The organism is Azospirillum sp. B2RO_4, from assembly GCF_051124815.1.
Classification (GTDB): Bacteria; Pseudomonadota; Alphaproteobacteria; order Azospirillales; family Azospirillaceae; genus Azospirillum.
On sequence record NZ_CP118488.1, the window covers coordinates 626746 to 645000 of the forward strand.

General features: G+C 64.1%; 14 protein-coding genes, 1 tRNA gene and 2 rRNA genes (1 of these 17 only partly in view). 6 read left to right on the forward strand and 11 right to left on the reverse strand.

What is annotated here, in order from left to right:
- Nucleotides 1–108: 108 nt before the first annotated feature.
- Nucleotides 109–1773 carry an aromatic/alkene/methane monooxygenase hydroxylase/oxygenase subunit alpha gene (locus PWS46_RS23365; RefSeq protein ID WP_434623258.1) on the reverse strand — a complete coding sequence of 555 codons (1665 nt, stop codon included), beginning with the start codon at nt 1771–1773 and terminating at the stop codon, nt 109–111.
- A gap of 696 nt (nt 1774–2469) precedes the next feature.
- On the opposite strand from PWS46_RS23365, the gene PWS46_RS23370 reads away from it, so the two are divergent.
- The 4 genes from PWS46_RS23370 (at nt 2470) to PWS46_RS23385 (ending at nt 5544) form a co-directional block, all read left to right on the forward strand.
- Nucleotides 2470–2862, forward strand: coding sequence for a c-type cytochrome (locus PWS46_RS23370; protein WP_434623259.1), 393 nt, complete (start codon nt 2470–2472; stop codon nt 2860–2862).
- Between the two features lie 32 nt (nt 2863–2894).
- Nucleotides 2895–3290 carry a VOC family protein gene (locus PWS46_RS23375; protein WP_434623260.1) on the forward strand — a complete coding sequence of 132 codons (396 nt, stop codon included), beginning with the start codon at nt 2895–2897 and terminating at the stop codon, nt 3288–3290.
- A gap of 46 nt (nt 3291–3336) precedes the next feature.
- The gene (locus tag PWS46_RS23380; RefSeq protein ID WP_434623261.1) at nt 3337–3891 is read left to right on the forward strand and encodes a twin-arginine translocation signal domain-containing protein; all 555 of its coding nucleotides are present in this window, start codon (nt 3337–3339) and stop codon (nt 3889–3891) included.
- An 81-nt stretch (nt 3892–3972) separates the two neighbouring features.
- Entirely contained in the window at nt 3973–5544 is a 1572-nt protein-coding gene (locus PWS46_RS23385) for a GMC family oxidoreductase (RefSeq protein WP_434623262.1), read from the forward strand.
- Between the two features lie 6 nt (nt 5545–5550).
- Here the strand turns inward: PWS46_RS23385 and PWS46_RS23390 are convergent, their stop codons facing one another.
- From PWS46_RS23390 to PWS46_RS23410, 5 genes are all read right to left on the reverse strand, one after another.
- Entirely contained in the window at nt 5551–5853 is a 303-nt protein-coding gene (locus PWS46_RS23390) for a hypothetical protein (protein WP_434623263.1), read from the reverse strand.
- Between the two features lie 139 nt (nt 5854–5992).
- Complete coding sequence (locus tag PWS46_RS23395) at nt 5993–6505, reverse strand: BLUF domain-containing protein (protein ID WP_434623264.1); 513 nt, start codon at nt 6503–6505, stop codon at nt 5993–5995.
- A gap of 206 nt (nt 6506–6711) precedes the next feature.
- On the reverse strand, nt 6712–8877 hold the full coding sequence (locus tag PWS46_RS23400; RefSeq protein WP_434623265.1) for a mechanosensitive ion channel domain-containing protein: 2166 nt from the start codon (nt 8875–8877) through the stop codon (nt 6712–6714).
- A gap of 333 nt (nt 8878–9210) precedes the next feature.
- Nucleotides 9211–9969, reverse strand: coding sequence for an SDR family oxidoreductase (locus PWS46_RS23405; RefSeq protein ID WP_434623266.1), 759 nt, complete (start codon nt 9967–9969; stop codon nt 9211–9213).
- A gap of 173 nt (nt 9970–10142) precedes the next feature.
- Nucleotides 10143–11096 (reverse strand): GlxA family transcriptional regulator, encoded by a 954-nt coding sequence (locus PWS46_RS23410; RefSeq protein ID WP_434623268.1) that lies wholly within the window; start codon nt 11094–11096, stop codon nt 10143–10145.
- Between the two features lie 279 nt (nt 11097–11375).
- Between PWS46_RS23410 and PWS46_RS23415 the strand changes: the two genes are divergently transcribed.
- A complete protein-coding gene (locus tag PWS46_RS23415) occupies nt 11376–11684 on the forward strand; it encodes a putative quinol monooxygenase (protein ID WP_434623269.1) in 309 nt (102 codons plus the stop codon).
- Between the two features lie 13 nt (nt 11685–11697).
- On the opposite strand, the gene PWS46_RS23420 is transcribed toward PWS46_RS23415, so the two are convergent.
- The gene (locus tag PWS46_RS23420; RefSeq protein WP_434623270.1) at nt 11698–12285 is read right to left on the reverse strand and encodes a TetR/AcrR family transcriptional regulator; all 588 of its coding nucleotides are present in this window, start codon (nt 12283–12285) and stop codon (nt 11698–11700) included.
- Between the two features lie 155 nt (nt 12286–12440).
- Between PWS46_RS23420 and PWS46_RS23425 the strand changes: the two genes are divergently transcribed.
- Complete coding sequence (locus PWS46_RS23425; RefSeq protein WP_434623271.1) at nt 12441–13652, forward strand: acetyl-CoA C-acyltransferase; 1212 nt, start codon at nt 12441–12443, stop codon at nt 13650–13652.
- A 247-nt stretch (nt 13653–13899) separates the two neighbouring features.
- Here PWS46_RS23425 and PWS46_RS23430 read toward each other — a convergent pair.
- The 4 genes from PWS46_RS23430 to PWS46_RS23445 all read right to left on the reverse strand — a co-directional run.
- A protein-coding gene (locus PWS46_RS23430) for an IS3 family transposase (RefSeq protein WP_434623272.1) occupies nt 13900–14993 on the reverse strand; the annotation gives its coding sequence in 2 pieces (ribosomal slippage) (nt 13900–14783 and nt 14783–14993; 1095 coding nt in all).
- 295 nt (nt 14994–15288) lie between these two features.
- Nucleotides 15289–15365: transfer RNA gene (locus tag PWS46_RS23435), tRNA-Met, on the reverse strand.
- Between the two features lie 77 nt (nt 15366–15442).
- Nucleotides 15443–15558, reverse strand: a 5S ribosomal RNA gene (gene rrf, locus PWS46_RS23440).
- A 144-nt stretch (nt 15559–15702) separates the two neighbouring features.
- A 23S ribosomal RNA gene (locus tag PWS46_RS23445) occupies nt 15703–18255 on the reverse strand; it runs 192 nt beyond the window's last position.

Below are 18255 nucleotides of genomic sequence, written 5' to 3' on the forward strand. Positions count from 1 at the left end.
CGCGGGGATGACGCAGAGTTCTCTTGATTCCAGAGGCTCAACCAAGGCTCGGAGATGCGTGCATCACGTGATCAGGAAACGGGGCGGGCCCGAGTGAATGGGCGGGGATCAGACCCGGCGGATCTTGAAGCCCTTGCGGTATTCCTCGACATGCGCCTGACGCTGTTGCGGCGTCATCTCGCGGAGGGCCAGAAGCGGGCTGCGGATGGTGTGGCCGCGCACATGGTCCAGCGTCCACATGTCCTTCTCCTCGAAGGACAGATGCGGCTGGGCGACCAGCGTCTTCCCGTCGGGGCGGACGAAGCCCATGTCCTGGATGGCGTCGGCGAGGTCCCAGCCGTCATAGACCTCCTCCCACTGGCGCCGGCCGGAGAAGCGGCCCATCGCGGGTGTCGGGCGGCCCTGGTATTCGGCGGCGAACGCCTCCTTGTGGGTCCAGCGGTCGACCTCGGAGGCGTAGGTGTAAAGCTCGCCATCCACCTCATCGACCTGGAAATCCTCGCGGATGACGCAGGGCACCAGGCTCGACCAGCAGCGGTGCGGATAGACGTAGCCGGTGTCGGCGAAAGTGATCGGCACGCTGCCGGGCTTGCTGAGCTTGGCGTAATTTTCCCACCAGATGCCGAATTCGTCGTACCAGCCCGGATACTTGCTCTCGAACCACTCGAAATCGCGTTCGGTCATCGCCTCGATGCGCCAGAAATTGGCCCACCAGCCGGCCGAGAAGAACTGCGCGATCTTGTGGACGTAGTTTTTCTTGACGATGCTGTCGAAGGCTTCGTGAACGTCGTCATGGTGGATCTTGATGCCGTACTTCTCCAGCGGCAGCAGGTAGGTGCGATAGTAATCCTCGAAGATCCAGCGGTGCCACAGCTCGGCGTAGGATTCCTTGTTCTTGTCGCGGTGCTTGGTGCCGTATTCGATGATCGTGCCGACGGCGGCGTCGACGATCATGTGGTTCTGCCAGAAGGAATAGCGGATGTCGCGTTCCAGCAGCAGGTGGTTGTCCGGCTCCTTCAGCACCGACATCAGCATGGAATGGCCGTTGCCGATGTGACGGGATTCGTCGCTCTGCACCGACAGGAAGACGGTGGGCAGGGCATAGTCGCCGTTGCGCGCCGCCTCCGACGGCATGGCGACGAACAGCGTGTTGGTAAAGGCGGTCTCCGCCACGACCTGCAGGTAGATGTTCGACGCGGTGATGGCGTCGCCGGTCAGGAAGGCCTCACCGAACTGCCGGCCGATGGTGGTGGCGTAGCATTTTCCGAACGCCTTCTCGGTGATGTCGAAGCCGGCCGGGTCGATGTAGTTCTCCATGTACCATTTCTTGAGGTTCATCTGGATCGTCGAGTGCCGGAACTCGTCGATCATCTGCATGGTGAAGCCGGTGCGCAGATCGTCGCCCGGCGCCAGCTGGCCCAGCGTCGCCATCGACCGCGCCGCCGAGATCTCCGGGAAGGGGATGATCGCCAGGAACAGCTTCATCCATTCGATCCATCGCGGCTCCACATTGCGGAACATGTCGCCGCGCAGCGCCGCGTCCAGCGCGCCATAGACGCGGTTGTCCTTCTCCTCCTGCATCGGGAAGTAGGAGCGCAGGACCTGCTTCATCGGGTCGCGCGGCGCCTTGGAGATCTTGTAGTCGGTCGGGAAGGCCATCGCCTCCTTGACGTAGGACGGCGTCCAGCCGAGATCGGCGACGCGGCGCGCGGCCTCGCTGATGCCGATGCCTTTCTGGCTGGTGATCTTGTTCAGCGTCAATCCATCCGGCATGTCGTCTCTCCCCATGATTTTGATGATGGTGTTCCGATGGTCGGGCTTATGGATCGGGCCTGAGGGATCGCGTCGGCCGCGCATGCCGGATGACGGGACACCGGCTGTCCCAAGGGCGGGATCGGCAATGGCGCGACGGTGACGGTGCGACGATGTGGTGCGCGGCCTCAGGCCGCCTGCGACCGCCGAACCGGGGCAGCCGCATCGCCAGCCCCATAAAGCAACCGGCGTGCCAGAAGCCCGAATCGCCGAGGATCGCCGATTTTAAAGAAGGTTTGAAGCACGCACTGTCTCAATACAGGACGATCTGTCGCGCCGCGGTGTCCCAAAATGAAACAGTCGGGACAGTCGGCATCGGGCAGATCTGGCAGAACCACTTGGAAATCGTATTCGGCAGCCAAGTCCCCATGACGGGCCTCCCGTCATCCCCGCGAAGGCGGGGATCCAGGAAACTCCTGTGGGAAATGGCTGAAACGGCTGGATTCCCGCCTTCGCGGGAATGACGGGCTTCCTTATGTAGGCTCCAATTTCCTGATGTGAGCACCCCGCCCTGGCCCAGTCCGGCGCGGCTTTCCACAGCGTGGCATGCCCCTTGCTCTACCCCATCGACGGCGCCGCTCCGGCTGGTCCGCACCCCGGCCAGCCCAAAATGCCGGCGCCCCGCTTCGGGAGGATTTTCAAACGATGAGGCATGCGATGCACGCGAGGATGTCGCCGCACCGCTGGGTGATGTTGCTGCTCCTTCTGTCCATACCCTTCTCGCCCTTCACGCGGAAATCCGCGGCGGCGGATGGCGAGACGCTGTTCCGGCAGCAATGCGGAACCTGTCATTCGGTGAAGAAGGACGACGGGCCGCGCGCCGGACCGCCGCTCTACGGCGTCATCGGCCGCAAGGCCGGCACGGCCAACGGCTTCGAGTATTCGGATGCGCTGCGTGGTGCGGGTTTCGCCTGGGACGCCGGCCATCTGGAACGCTGGCTGGCGAACTCCAACCAATTCATTCCCGGCAGCTACATGAACTACCGCCAGGACGATGACGCCATCCGCAAGGGCATCGTCCAGTTCCTGGAAAGCAAAACCAAGGGGTAACGCCGTCCCTCAACGATTTCGCGAGAAACATCATGGCAAAGATCATCCACATGATGGTGCGCGTCCTCGACGAACAGCGGTCGTTGGACTTCTACGCCAAGGCCTTCGGGCTCGAACCGGCCGAGCGGCTGGCGTTCGACGGCTTCACGCTGATCTACCTGCGCAACGCCGAAAACGACATGGAACTGGAACTGACGGTCAACCACGACCGCACCGCGCCCTACACTCACGGCGACGGCTACGGCCACATGGCGGTGGCGGTGGACGATCTGGACAGCGAACACGCCCGGCTGTCGGCCTTGGGGTTCCCGGTGACGCCGGTGAAGGAGTTCGCCCCCGGCGGCACCCTGCTGGCCCGCTTTTTCTTCATCACCGATCCGGACGGCTACAAGACCGAGGTCCTGCAACGCCACGGCCGCTACCGCTGAATCCGGACATCAAGAACAACCGAACCAAGGGAAGGAGACGTCGATCATGCGCGTTCTCGACAAACGGATACGGCTCAACCGGCGCAATTTTCTGAAGACCTCCGCCGCGTCGATGGCGGCGGCCGGCGCGGTTTCCGGCGGCATGGTGTCGATCACCGCGACACCGGCCTGGGCCGAGGCCCTGACCGCCGTCAAGCCCGACGCCGCCAGGACCTTGCTGGTGATGGTGCGCGACCTCTATCCGCACGACCGGCTGGGCGACGCCTATTACGAAAAGGCGGTGGCCTCGATGGACCAGGCGGCGGCCAAGGACGCCACCCTGGCTGGCCAGCTCAACGAAGGTGCGGTCGCCCTCGACGCCGCCGCGCGCAAGCTGCACGGCAAACCCTACGCCGACGTCAAGGCCGAGGCGGATCGCGTCTCGGTGCTGAAATCGATCGAGACCACGCCCTTCTTCGCCAAGGTCCGCGGCGACATGGTGGTCGCTCTCTACAACCAGCCGGAGGTGTGGGCGAAGCTCGGCTACGAAGGGGCGTCGGCCGAATATGGCGGCTACATCCACCGCGGCTTCGACGACATCGACTGGATCAAGGACGCCTGACGGCGAGGACGCCTGACGGCACCGGCGGCCGGCCTGAATGAACGCCCACTCAATACCCGAAAAATGGGGGAGGACCGAGACATGGTCGCGAAATTCGCAATGGACGACGACAGCGTCGTGGTGGTGATCGGATCTGGTGCCGGCGGCGGCACCCTGTCGAACGAGCTGGCCCAGAAGGGAATCAAGGTCGTCTGCCTGGAAGCTGGCAAGCGTCACGAAATCCAGGATTTCGTGAATGACGAATGGAAGAGCTTCTCGCAAATCTCCTGGCTGGACAAGCGCACCACGTCCGGCAGCTGGCGGGTGGCAAAGGACTTCCCCAACCTGCCGGCCTGGATCGTCAAGGCGGTCGGCGGCTCCACCATCCATTGGGCCGGCGCCTCGCTGCGCTTTCAGGAGCATGAGTTCAAGGCGCGCACGACCTATGGCGAGGTGGAAGGCGCCAACCTGCTCGACTGGCCGGTGACGCTGGCGGAGATGGAGCCCTATTACGACAAGGCCGAGTTCAAGATGGGAACGACCGGCACCAACGGCATCCCGCGCCTGCCCGGCAACAACAATTACAAGGTGCTGGCGGCCGGCGCCAAGAAGCTGGGCTATGCCGAGTTCCACACCGGCAACATGTCGATCAACAGCAAGCCGCGCGACGGCCGCGGCTCCTGCCAGCAGATCGGTTTCTGCTTCCAGGGCTGCAAGTCGGGTGCGAAATGGTCCACCCTCTACACCGAGATTCCCAAGGGCGAGGCCACCGGCAACCTCGAGGTCCGGCCCGACGCACAGGTGCTGAAGATCGAGCATGACGCGAAGGGCAAGGTCAACGCCGTGCTCTATGCCGACAGCACCGGCGCCATCCACCGGCAGAAGGCCCGCATCGTCGCAGTCGCCGGCAACTCGATCGAAAGCCCGCGCCTGCTGCTGAACTCGGCCTCGACGATGTTCCCCGACGGGCTGGCGAACTCGTCGGGTCAGGTCGGGCGCAACTACATGCGGCACATGACCGGCTCGGTCTATGCGATGTTCGACAAGCCGGTTCACATGTATCGCGGCACCACCATGGCCGGGATCATCCGCGACGAATCCCGCTTCGACCCGCGCCGCGGGTTCGTCGGCGGCTATGAGATGGAAACGCTGTCGCTGGGCGTGCCCTTCATGGCGGCCTTCCTCGACCCCGGTGCCTGGGGCCGCGATTTCAGCTCGGCGCTGGACGCCTACGACCACATCGCCGGCATGTGGCTGGTGGGGGAGGACATGCCCCGAGAGGACAACCGCGTTACCCTGCACGCGTCGGAGAAGGACAAGTTCGGCCTGCCCATCCCCAACGTCAATTTCGACGACCATCCCAACGACATCGCCATGCGCACCCACGCCTATGGCCGCGGGTCGGCGGTCTATGATGCGGTGGGGGCGGTGCGGACCATCCACACCCCGCCCTACCCCTCCACCCACAATCTCGGCACCAACCGCATGAGCGCCAACGCCCGCGACGGCGTCGTCAACAAGTGGGGACAGGCGCACGACGTCAAGAACCTGTTCGTGTCCGACGGCAGCCAGTTCACCAGCGGCGGGTCGGAGAACCCGACCCTGACCATCGTCGCGCTGGCGATCCGGCAGGCCGATTACATCGCCGACCAGATGGGCAAGCGCGAGATCTGAGGATCGCTAAAGCCGGGCCCGCGCCTCCTCCGCCACCAGTTCCGGCGTGATGCCGAGAATGCTGCCCACCGCATGCTCGTGCACACCGTATTGGACCATGGTCAGAAGTTCCGGGGGGGATTGAGCCGGCGGCAGGACAGACCGCCCGGTGTGGTGTTGACGCAGCATGCCGTCACCATCCCGCTTCCTCGCCGCCGTCGGCTCCTCTGCGCTGATGACCGTCCTGGGATTGCCGCAGGCATCCTGGGCGGTCATCTCGGCCCTGTTCGTCACCCAGATCAATGTCGGGGCGACCTTCAACTCGGTCATCTACCGGCTGGCGAGCGCAGTGCTCGCTTATGCGGGCGCTCGCCATCACCGTCGCGCGCTGGTGGCCGGCTTCGCCGCGCTGCTGATCCTGCCGGTGCCCGCCCCACCAGAAAAAAGCGCAGATCGGGAGTTCACGCCGTCAACGACGGAACATGTGGCCGATCCGTGGAATCCGTCCCGGCTTTGTGCCCGATGGATGCGGTTCCATCTTGGCCTGCGCGCAGGCGTACTGATAGGCCATGGCCAGCAACCCGAGGGCAAAGGCCGGTTCCAGTGCGCGGTTGGACAGCAATTCGTCGCAGGAGAAGCCAGACCCGAACACCGTCTGCCAGAATGCGTCATCGTCCAGGAACATCACGTTCATCGACCAGGCCCCGAACCGTCGCCGTTCCAGTCCGTTTTCCGAATAGACGACCTTCATATGGTCGTGCCGCGTGTCGCGGCTGATTCGATCGAACGTTTCGTCGACTTCACGGGTTTCCCCTTCGACAGCCGTCAGGAATACCCCGCCGCATTCGACCATGAAACCCGTCACCCCGGCCCTCCTGTTGTTCCTGGCGGCGACCAGACACAACCTTTGAATGTCAGTGTAGGATAACAACCTCGTCAGCTGGCTGCGGAAAACGATTTGCAACATGCCGATCCTCTCCATTGGAGGAACTCTGAACCGTTCAGGTGCTAACTTTTCATCTTTAAATTATTCCAATTAAAAAGCTTGTCATCGCGCGAAAAAGGCAACATGCCTTCGGTGCAGAGCCGACAACGAACGGCTGCATACTCCTGTACTTTCGGTCAGTGCCCCCGGCCCCGTTGGCCCACTTGAGGCTGGAGCGGGTGCGACATGCACGCCCACCACCGTCATTCGGCGGCTTCGCCGTAGGCCCTGGCCTTGGCGAGGCTTCCCGGCGCGATGTGCAGGGTGCGCTGCGGGAACGGGATGGTGATCCCCAGTTCGTCGAAACGCTTCTTCATGCGGCCGTTGAATTCGCGGCCGACATTCCACTGCTGGATCGGCAGGGTCTTGATGCGCGCCTTGATCAGGACGGCGGAGTCCTGGAAGGCATCGACGCCCAGCACCTCCAGCGGTTCCAGGATCAGCGGGGCGAAGCGCTGGTCGGCGCGCATTCCCGCCCCGATCTCGTGCAGCACCGACACCACGCGGTCGACATCCTCGCGATAGGCCACGGTGACGTCGAACACGTAGAAGCTGAAGTCCTTGGTCATGTTGGAGATGCTGGTCACCGCGCTGAACGGCACGGTGTGCACCGTTCCGTCGAAATCGCGCAGGCGGATGGTGCGGATGGTGATGCCCTCCACCAGTCCGCCCTTGCCGCCGACATTGACCACGTCGCCGACCGAGATGGTGTCCTCGAACAGGATGAACAGGCCGGTGATGACGTCCTTCACCAGCGTCTGGGCACCGAAGCCGACGGCCAGACCGACGACGCCGGCACCGGCCAGCAGCGGCCCGATGTCCAATCCCAGCTCCGACAGGGTGATCAGCGTCACGAAGGTGAGCAGCACCACCATCAGGGCGTTGCGCAGCAACGGCAGCAGCGTGCGGATGCGCGCGCTTCGCTGGATGGCATGTCCATAGCGGTCGGTGGTCGCCAGATTCCGCTCGATCACGGCGTTGGTCAGTTCCCAAACCGCGAGCGCGATGGCCGCCACCAACAGGATGGCGAGGCCGGAGGCCAGGAACCGCCAGCCCATCGCCGTTTCCAGCGTCCCGCGTACGTCCAGCCCCCAGGCGTCCAGCACGACCAGCCCGGTCACCCCTGCCAGAACCCAATGCAGAACCCGCGTGCCGGGCCCGATGTAGCGCTTGATCCGCCGGTCGCCCCAGGTCGATCGCTGGCGGTCCAGGCGGAGCCGCAGAGCCGTCGAGCCGCGCGCGATCCCGCGCCCGATCATCCGGGCAATCGCCACCGCGACCAGCGACACGGCGGTGGCGCGCAGAACGAACCATAGCCCGCCTTCGACCTCCAGCGCCCAGATGCCGAACAGCGCGACGATGTAGAGGATGGCGACGGCATGCCAGACATTGGCCAGACGCCGGCCGGCGGCACGCAGAAGACGCCCGGGCCGGGTCGTCTTCGCTGCCGGCACCGCACCCTGTCCATGCTCCACCGGCGCGGGAGCGGCCGAAATCTCTCCGCGCAGCCAGGAGGCGACGGCTGAACGGCTTTGCAGAACCAGCGCCATCAGCATGATGGCGTCGGCAAGGCCGACCAGCTTGACCAGCGTGTCGTAGGACTGCTCCGGCAGTCCCAGCGTGCGCGCCGTCCCGGCCGCGAACAGGCCGTAGACGGTGGAGACGGCGATGGCGCGGCTCCACACCAGCAGCCGCCGCGCCGCGGCATCATCCATCGGAATCAGCCGCAGGTTGGTGGAGCGCGGCGACAGAAGCCCGCGCATCACCAGGACCACCACCTGCACGAACAGGCTGGCGTTCAGGAAGGCAACGCCCAGCAGCCGCACCGTGCCGGGCGGGTCGATCAGCACCAGCACGCCGAAGCCGGCGACGGCGAAGGCCGCGATGGGCGCCAGATCCATCAGCGCGCGGACCAGCAGCAGCGGAATCTTGGCGATGGCCGAACCGAACGGCCGTGCCGCCAGGACCGACCGCGGCCGGCGCAGCAGGCGCGTCGCCACCAGCCGGGCGGCATGCCCCGCCAAAACGACCAGGACAAGTTCGGCGAACAGCCAGGCCCAGGTCGCCTGCCGCGCCGGATCCATCGCCTGCCGCTGCAGCCAGCGCATGCCCTGCGGAGCGTTCAGGACCACCTCGCCGGTCGTCCGGACCTCCTCCCCCAAATCATCCAGGCGCGACGACAGCACGGTCAGCAGGCGGGTGCCGAGCCCCTCCGGCTCGCGGTCGGGCTTCACCGCCTGTTCGGCCTGCTGCAAGGCCTTGAGCTGATCGAGAAGCGCCTCGCGCTTGGCCGGGGTCTCAAGCGAATCGATCAGGCGTCCGATCTCTTTCGGGCTCGGGTCCTGTTCCGGCGCGGGTGCTGCCGGCATTGCCTGCGCGCAGGCAGGGCCTGCCGTTGCGACGACGGACAGGCAGAGCAAAATGAGGCAGATCAGGGTGGTGAAAAGGCGGTTCGTCCGTCCGCGGCGGTCTGCGGGCGCTTGCGCGCTGCATTCGACAAAATCCATGGTCTCCTGGGGCGTTGGATGAATGCGTGGATGGGCGATCCGAGGACAACAGGCGGGAAAAGCCTCTTGTCACGCATTCAAACACTCTGCGACGGCATACCCCGTAGGCAAGACCGACGACTACCGACAGGCCAGGGTTGGAGCGTCCGGCCGCCATGGCGGCCGAACCTCGCGCAGATATGAGGACGGAGCCGATCAGACCGGGATCGGGTTCTCTGCGATGTAGCTGTTGAAGCCCATCACCAGCGCATGTTCGTTCGGGCCGGCATTGTCGCGCATCGGACGGGCGCTTTCGACGATGGCTTCCTCGGCGTCCGTGCCTAGCGCCGCCATCGTCTGTTCGATGAAGGCATCCAGCGGCATGGCACGCGGGTCGTCGCCCTTCTTGATCAGATCGGTGTTGACCCAGGGCGGCGCGATTTCCTGCACCGTGACGCTGCTGTTGCGCAGCATGAAGCGCTGGGACAGCGTGTAGCTGTGCAGCGCCGCCTTGCTGGCCGAATAGACCGCCGTGGTCGCCAGCGGCGTGTAGGCCAGCACCGAGGTGTTGTTGACGATCACAGACCGCGGCTGCGCCTTCAGATGCTCGATCAGCGCGGAGGTCATGCGGATCGGACCCAGCAGATTGGTGGTGATGATCGACTGGGCCTGCGCGTCGTCCACCGGGCCGGACGCGTCGTCGAACGGCATGATGCCGGCATTGTTGATGAGGACGTTCAGCGTCGGATTCTCGGCGACCAGCCGCTCCGCAGCGGCCTGGATGCTGACCGGATCGGTGATGTCCAGTTCGATGCCCTTCATGCCGGGATTGGCGGCGGTCACCTCATCCAGCAAGGCCTTGCGCCGGCCGGCGATGATGACTTGATTGCCCAGCTTGTGGAACGCTTCGGCCAGCCCGCGGCCAATGCCGGAGGTTGAGCCGGTGATGAAGATGGTGTTGCCGGTGAGTTGCATGGCTGGATGTCCGTTCTATAGGAAAAGTGGGCAAGAGGGTGCGCCAGGGGAAATCGAATACTCCCCACGGTCGCCGTGTTTCTGGTGATGTGAAAAGCTACCGCAGTCCAAGTATCTGCGGAGCCATATCTAGGTATTAACTGTTCCAACCCGGGCCGAGGCCGGGGTGATGCCTAGTCCAGCGCCGATACGCGCCCGCTTTCCACCGAGCGGCGGATCACCTGCGGCGGCTGGCCATAGGCGCGCAGGAAGGCGCGGCGCATGCGCTCGCGGTCGGCGAAGCCGGTTTCGCGGGCGATGACGTCCATCGAATGGCGTCCCTCCTCCATCATCACGCGCGCCGCTTCCAGCCGCAGATGCTCGACCGCCTTGGCCGGTGTCTGGCCGGTCTCCTGGCGGAACAGGCGGCTGAACTGGCGCGGGCTGAGGTTCGCCGCTTCCGCCAGTTCCTCCACCGACAGCTCGCTCCTCAGATTCTCCTTGGCATGGACCAGCGCGCGCCGCACGCGGTCGGAGCGCGGTTCCAGGTCGAGCAGGGCGGAGAATTGCGATTGCCCACCGGGCCGGCGCAGATAGACCACCAGCTTGCGCGCCACCGCCTTGGCGACCTCCGCGCCGAAATCATCCTCCACCAGCGCCATGGCGAGGTCGAGACCGGCGGTCATCCCGGCCGAGGTCCAGACATTGCCGTCGATGCTGAAGATGCGGTCCTCCTCCACCTTCACGGCGGGGTAGAGGCGCTGCAGGGTCCGGGCATGGCTCCAATGGGTGGTGGCACGGCGTCCGTCGAGCAGGCCGGCCTCCGCCAGCACATAGGCGCCGGTGCAGATGCCGGCGATCCGGCGCGACGCGGCGGCGGCATCGCGCAGATAGGCCAGCAGGTCGGGGGTGGACGGCTTCACGCGCAGCGACCCAATGGTGACGGTCGTGTCGAAAAAGCCCTCGCCGAACGGCTGCGTCTCGACGGCGAAGCCCAGGGAATTGCGCACCGGACCACCCTGCTCCGACAGGACGGTGACCTGATAGGCCTGCCGGCCAAGCACGAGATTCGCCATTTCGAACGCCGAAAGCGCGGCCATTCCCATCACCTGGAAATCGTCGAACACCACGAAACCGATGGTGAGCATGTCCCTCTCCGCCCCCGCCTGCCCTGTCCCATTTCCAGGCCGCAAGCCCGAAGAGCGTGACGGCCGACCACAGACTATGCGGCGATCGCTCCGTCTGGAATGTCAAAGACACCACGAATCCGGCCATCGCCGCCGGGCGGAATGTCCGTTTTCGTCTGGATGGATGTCCGGAAATACCCCTTGGTCTCACGTCGCCGCAGCTGGTTGCCAATCCCCTGTCGATGGGCCAGACTCGCCGCAGCCGCCGTTCCGCCAGCCACCCACAAGGGAAACACCGCAATGAGCGTTCCGCCGAGCGATCAGGTGCAACTCGTCGCCTACCTCGTCGCCAAGCCCGGTCAGGAGCAGGCATTGGCCGACGCCATCACCGCCATCGTCCCGGCCGTGCTGAAGGAGCCCGGCTGCCTCGCCTACTCCGCCCATGTCGACCGCGAACGGCCGGGGACCATCGTGATGTACGAGGTCTGGCAGGATCAGGCCGCCCTCGACACCCATGCGAAGGCTGCGGCCTTCACCGGCCTCGCCGCGCAGTTCGACACGCTGCTGGGCGAACCGCTGCGGATCGAGCTGCTCCGCCGCATCGCCTGAGACAAGAGGGCGGCTATTCGCCGGCCGCTCCCGCCCTGCCGAGACTCTCGCGCGCCGCGTCCAGAATCTCCTCCGACAGGGCGGGATCATCGACGGCGCGCGATAGGATCAGGGCACCGACCATCCCCGACAAAGTGGCGAGGGCGGCCCTGCGCTTCGCCTCCGCCGAGCGGCCCGGCACCAGCCGCTGCAGCCTGTCGATGAACGGGCGCAGGCCCCGGGTGAAGGCGCCGCGCACCGCCCCGCCCTGCCGGGACACATCGACGCCGAGTGCGGCAATGGGACAGCCGGCGGCGCTGTGGTCGCGGTGACGCGGCGTCAGGTAACCCTCCAGCATTGCCGCGAGCGCCCCGTCTCCCGGCGGCGTCTCCGCCGCATCGTCCCATCGTTCCGCCATCACTTCCATCGCGCGGGCACAGGCCTCCGCCGCCAGATCCTCCTTGGATGCGAACTGGCCGTAGAACCCGCCATGGGTCAGCCCGGCCTCCTTCATCAGGTCGGCGACACCGATCCCGTTGAATCCCCGCTCGCGGAACAGCGCGCTCGCCACCTCCACGACCCGGCGCCGGTTCTCCGCCGCCTGCTCCTTGCTCACCCGCATGATGCACCTTCCGTGACCGGATCATGACCGGTGCCGTTTCCGAAAATCGTCCGAAGACCCATTGACAAATTATATGACGATCATCATCAATTATGCAAACATGACGATCATCATCTAATATTTCCCAGTCGGGTTGCAGAGCCGGAGACCAGATCATGCACACCCCGTCCACACCCCTTTCCAGCCAGGACCCCGTCGTCATTGTGTCCGCCGTCCGCACGCCGCTCGGGCGCTTCCAGGGAGAGCTTGGGGCGCTGCCGGCCACCGCACTGGGCGCCCGCGCCATCGCCGCGGCGGTGGAACGGGCCGGCCTGCCGCCCGCCAGCGTCGGCGAGGTGCTGATGGGCTGCGTGCTTCCGGCGGGACAGGGGCAGGCGCCGGCCCGGCAGGCGGCCCGCGGCGCCGGACTGCCCGATGCGGTTGGGGCCACGACCACCAACAAGGTCTGCGGTTCGGGCATGAAGGCCACCATGCTGGCCCATGATCTGATCCGTGCCGGGTCGGCCGACATCGTGGTGGCCGGCGGCATGGAGTCGATGACCAACGCCCCCTATCTGCTGGCGAAGGCGCGTGGCGGCTATCGCATCGGACATGACCGGCTGCTGGACCACATGATGCTGGACGGGCTGGAGGACGCCTACGAGGGCGGCCGGGCCATGGGCGATTTCGGCGAGGCGACCGCGGAGGCGTACGGTTTCACCCGCGCCGATCAGGACGCCTATGCGGCCCAAACGCTGACCCGCGCCCGAACGGCGGTGGAAAGCGGCGCCTTCGCGGCGGAGATCGTGCCCGTCTCCGTGCCCGGCAAAGGCGGCGACCGGCTGGTCGAGCAGGACGAGAACCCGCTGAAGGTCTCGCCCGAAAAGATCCCGGCGCTGAAACCGGCCTTCCGCCGCGACGGCACGATCACCGCCGCCAGTTCGTCCGCCAATGCAGACGGTGCGGCGGCGCTGGTGCTGACCCGTCGCTCCGTCGCCGAAGCCGCCGGTCTGCCTATCCTCGCCGAGATCCGCGGCCATGCGACCCACAGCCAGGATCCGGCGTGGTTCACCACAGCCCCCATTCCGGCGATCGCCAAGCTGCTGGACAAGGTCGGCTGGTCGGTGGACGACGTCGACCTGTTCGAGATCAACGAAGCCTTCGCCGTCGTCGCCATGGCGGCACAGCGCGACCTGGGCATCGCCACCGACCGGCTGAACGTCAATGGCGGGGCCTGCGCGCTCGGCCATCCCATCGGTGCCACCGGTGCGCGTCTGATCGTGACGCTGCTGCATGCGCTGGCGGCACGCGGGCTGACCCGCGGCGTGGCCTCGCTGTGCATCGGCGGTGGAGAGGCCACGGCCATCGCCATCGAACGCATCGGTTGACGCTTACGGAGCGCCGTCCCAAAAACGGACGCATCCTTCTATATCGCGGCCACGGCGGACCATAGCGTGGCGACACCGAACCGGCGCGCTCGACAACGGCGCCGAGACAACGGGAGACACGGGCCATGATGCTCAACTGGAACTAATACCGTCAGCAGGTGCTCACCGGCGTCGGCGAGATTGCCATGAGATGGTCCCCGTTTCCCGGACAGTTTGGCGGCTGGAATAAGCTTGGTTCAGGTTTCTGTTATGCCGCCAATCTGACCCGGTGCAATGTTCCCTCGTAGGCCTCTGCAGGGGTTCTTCCACCGAGCGCCAAGTGTGGGCGTTCGGCGTTGTAGTAATCGATCCAGCGGCCGATCCCGGCTCTGGCCTCGCTTCCCGTTTCGAAGGCGTGGAGGTAGACGCATTCGTATCTCATCGATCGCCAGAGCCGTTCGATGAAGACGTTGTCCATCCACCGGCCGCGCCCGTCCATCGACACCCGGATGCCGGCCGCGGTCAAGAGCCCGGTGAAGCGCGGGCTGGTAAACTGGCTGCCCTGATCGGTGTTGAAGATGCCCGGCCGGCCGTGCCACGCCATCGCCTCCTCCATGGCCTCGATGCAGAACTCAACGTCCATGGTGTTCGACAGCCGCCACGCCAGCACCCGGCGTGATGCCCAGTCCATCACCGCCACCAAGTACAGAAAGCCGCGGCGCATGGGAATGTACGTGATGTCGCTGCACCACACCTGATCGGGGCGGTCGATGGTCAGGTCGCGCAGCAGGTACGGCCAGATCTTGTGTTCGGGGTGTGTCACTGTCGTCTTCGGGCGCTGGTAAACCGCCTGCAAGCCCATCCGCACCATCAGGCGGCGAACCCGCTTGCGGTTGACCTGGTGGCCGTGCCGGCGTAGATGCCGGGTCATCTGCCGGCTGCCGTACCAGGGCGTTTCCAGGAACTGCTCGTCGATCAGCCGCATCAGCTCCAGGTTCGCGGCCGGCTCGCCTTTGGCCGGTCCGTAGTAGCTGGACCGGCTGATCGAAACCAGCTCGCACTGGCGGGTGATCGACAGACGCGGATGATCCGCCTCGACCAGTTCCCGCCTCCGACCGATGCTCATCGACCGGAGGCCTTGCGCAAAAAATCCCGCTCCACCACCAACTGGCCGATCATTGCGTGCAGCTTCTCCACCTCGCCCTGATGGCTGGTTTCAGCGGCCTCAGCCTTGCCGGAAAACACACCGGCCATCCCCTCCTTCGCCTGCTTCTTCCAGGCGTTGATCAACGTCTGGTGTACGCCGTGCTTGGAGACCAACTGCGATACCGTAAGCTCGCCCCGGATCGCCTCCAGCGCCATCTTCGCTTTGAACTCTGCAGAATCTGGTGGTCACAACCGCCCGGTGCCTGCCGGAGTTGTACCGGCGGAAGATCGCAGAGCTCGAGTCCGTGCTCGGCGACGGCGACGAGGGGATGGCCGCGATGGAGATGATCCGGTCCATGGTCGACCGCGTCGTGCTGTCCCCCTGCCCCCCCGGGCGCCGGGCTGGAGGCGCAGCTTCATGGCGACCTGCTGGCAATCCTGGAGGCGTGCGCCGAAGCGGACCCGAAACGCCGACAGCCCGCCTCGTTGGAGGCGGGCTGTCAAGCATCGGTGGTTGCGGGGGCAGGATTTGAACCTGCGGCCTTCAGGTTATGAGCCTGACGAGCTACCGGGCTGCTCCACCCCGCGGATGTTCTTGATATGGGGTGACGGACGGTGACGATGCAAGCTTGTGCTTATGGATTAGCGTCTCTTGAGCCTGAGTGACCTGGCGGCGACCTACTCTCCCACGTCTTAAGACGCAGTACCATTGGCGCGGAGGCTTTTCACGGCCGAGTTCGGGATGGGATCGGGTGTTTGACACCTCGCCATGACCACCAGGTCACCAAGGCTCAAGACCGACGCTTATCCGAAAGCTTCGCTTGTTCAGTGCAAGTGAGGGAGGATGTATCGAACTGCGGTGCGTGCTGTCAAGCTTGCTGTTTTGAGCAGGCTTGCTGCTGCGCATGGCGCGGTTTGTGGGGGTGAGATCAAGCCGATCGAGCGATTAGTAAGGCTTAGCTTCAGGCATTGCTGCCCGTCCACATGCCTCCTATCGACGTGATGGTCTGTCACGGCTCTCAAGGGAGCTCTGGTTTAGAGGTGGGTTTCCCGCTTAGATGCTTTCAGCGGTTATCCCGTCCATACTTAGCTACCCGGCCATGCCACTGGCGTGACAACCGGTGCACCAGAGGTATGTCCATCCCGGTCCTCTCGTACTAGGGACAGATCCTCGCAAAACTCCGACACCCACGGCAGATAGGGACCGAACTGTCTCACGACGTTCTAAACCCAGCTCACGTACCACTTTAATCGGCGAACAGCCGAACCCTTGGGACCTGCTCCAGCCCCAGGATGTGATGAGCCGACATCGAGGTGCCAAACGACTCCGTCGATATGGACTCTTGGGAGTCATCAGCCTGTTATCCCCGGCGTACCTTTTATCCGTTGAGCGATGGCCCGTCCACGTGGAGCCACCGGATCACTATGGCCGACTTTCGTCTCTGCTCGACTTGTCAGTCTTGCAGTCAGGCGGGCTTATGCCATTGCACTCGACGAGCGATTTCCGACCGCTCTGAGCCCACCATCGCGCGCCTCCGTTACACTTTGGGAGGCGACCGCCCCAGTCAAACTACCCGCCATGCAGGGTCCCGGACCCGGATCACGGGCCACGGTTAGATGCCAGAGACTTCAAGGGTGGTATTTCAAGGATGGCTCCACACGAGCTGGCGCCCATGCTTCCAAGCCTCCCACCTATCCTACACATGAAGTCCCTAGCACCACTGCAAAGCTGTAGTAAAGGTGCACGGGGTCTTTCCGTCTGACCGCGGGAACTCCGCATCTTCACGGAGAGTTCAATTTCGCTGAGTTGGTGTTGGAGACAGCGGGGAAGTCGTTACGCCATTCGTGCAGGTCGGAACTTACCCGACAAGGAATTTCGCTACCTTAGGACCGTTATAGTTACGGCCGCCGTTTACCGGGGCTTCAATTCAAGGCTTGCACCTCTCCTCTTAACCTTCCGGCACCGGGCAGGCGTCAGACCCTATACGTCGCCTTGTGTGGCTTCGCAGAGCCCTGTGTTTTTAGTAAACAGTCGCTACCCCCTGGTCTGTGCCCCCCGCCTGGACTTGCGTCCAAACGGGGCCCTCTTCTTCCGAAGTTACGAGGGCAATTTGCCGAGTTCCTTCAACACCATTCTCTCAAGCGCCTGGGTATACTCTACCAGTCCACCTGTGTCGGTTTGGGGTACGGTCTATACGGCGGGGCTATTTCCTGGAACCGGTCCACAGCATGTCCAATCCGATAAGGACATACACGCTTTCCGATCCGTCACCTCCGCCAGGCCCACGAATATTAACGTGGTTCCCATCGACTACGCCTTTCGGCCTCGCCTTAGGGGCCGGCTCACCCTGCGTGGATTAACCTTGCGCAGGAACCCTTGGACTTTCGGCGACAGTGTTTCTCACACTGTTTGTCGCTACTCATGTCAGCATTCTCACTTCCGATACCTCCAGGCGGCCTCACGGACACCCTTCGCAGGCTTACGGAACGCTCCGCTACCACGTGATCAAAGATCACATCCGCAGCTTCGGTACACGGCTTGAGCCCCGATACATTTTCGGCGCAGGCCGGCTTAACTAGACCAGTGAGCTATTACGCTTTCTTTAAAGGATGGCTGCTTCTAAGCCAACCTCCTGGTTGTCATGGCCTTCCCACATCCTTTCCCACTTAGCCGTGATTTGGGGACCTTAGCTGGCGGTCTGGGCTGTTTCCCTCTCGACGATGGACCTTAGCACCCACCGTCTGTCTGCCGGACTGCACTCTGCGGTATTCGGAGTTTGGTTAGGTTTGGTAAGGCTCGCGCCCCCCTAGCCCATCCAGTGCTCTACCCCCGCAGGTGATATCCGACGCGCTACCTAAATAGCTTTCGCGGAGAACCAGCTATTTCCTGATTTGATTGGCCTTTCACCCCTAGCCACAGGTCATCTCCGACTTTTTCAACAGGCGTGAGTTCGGTCCTCCAGTGCGTGTTACCGCACCTTCAACCTGCCCATGGCTAGATCATCAGGTTTCGGGTCTAAAGCATGCAACTCGGTCGCCCTATTCAGACTCGCTTTCGCTGCGCCTCCACCTACCGGCTTAAGCTCGCTGCATACTCTAAGTCGCTGACCCATTATACAAAAGGTACGCCGTCACCCCATGAAGAGGCTCCGACTGCTTGTAGGCATCCGGTTTCAGGAACTGTTTCACTCCCCTTGTCGGGGTGCTTTTCACCTTTCCCTCACGGTACTGGTGCACTATCGGTCACTGAGGAGTACTTAGGCTTGGAGGGTGGTCCCCCCATGTTCAGACAGGGTTTCACGTGCCCCGCCCTACTCGTGCATCTTGTCCGGTTTATCCATACGGGACTATCACCCACTGTGGTCCGACTTTCCAGACGGTTCCGGTTATGTAGACAAGATGACTGGCCTGGTCCGCGTTCGCTCGCCACTACTAGCGGAGTCTCGGTTGATGTCCTTTCCTCCGGCTACTTAGATGT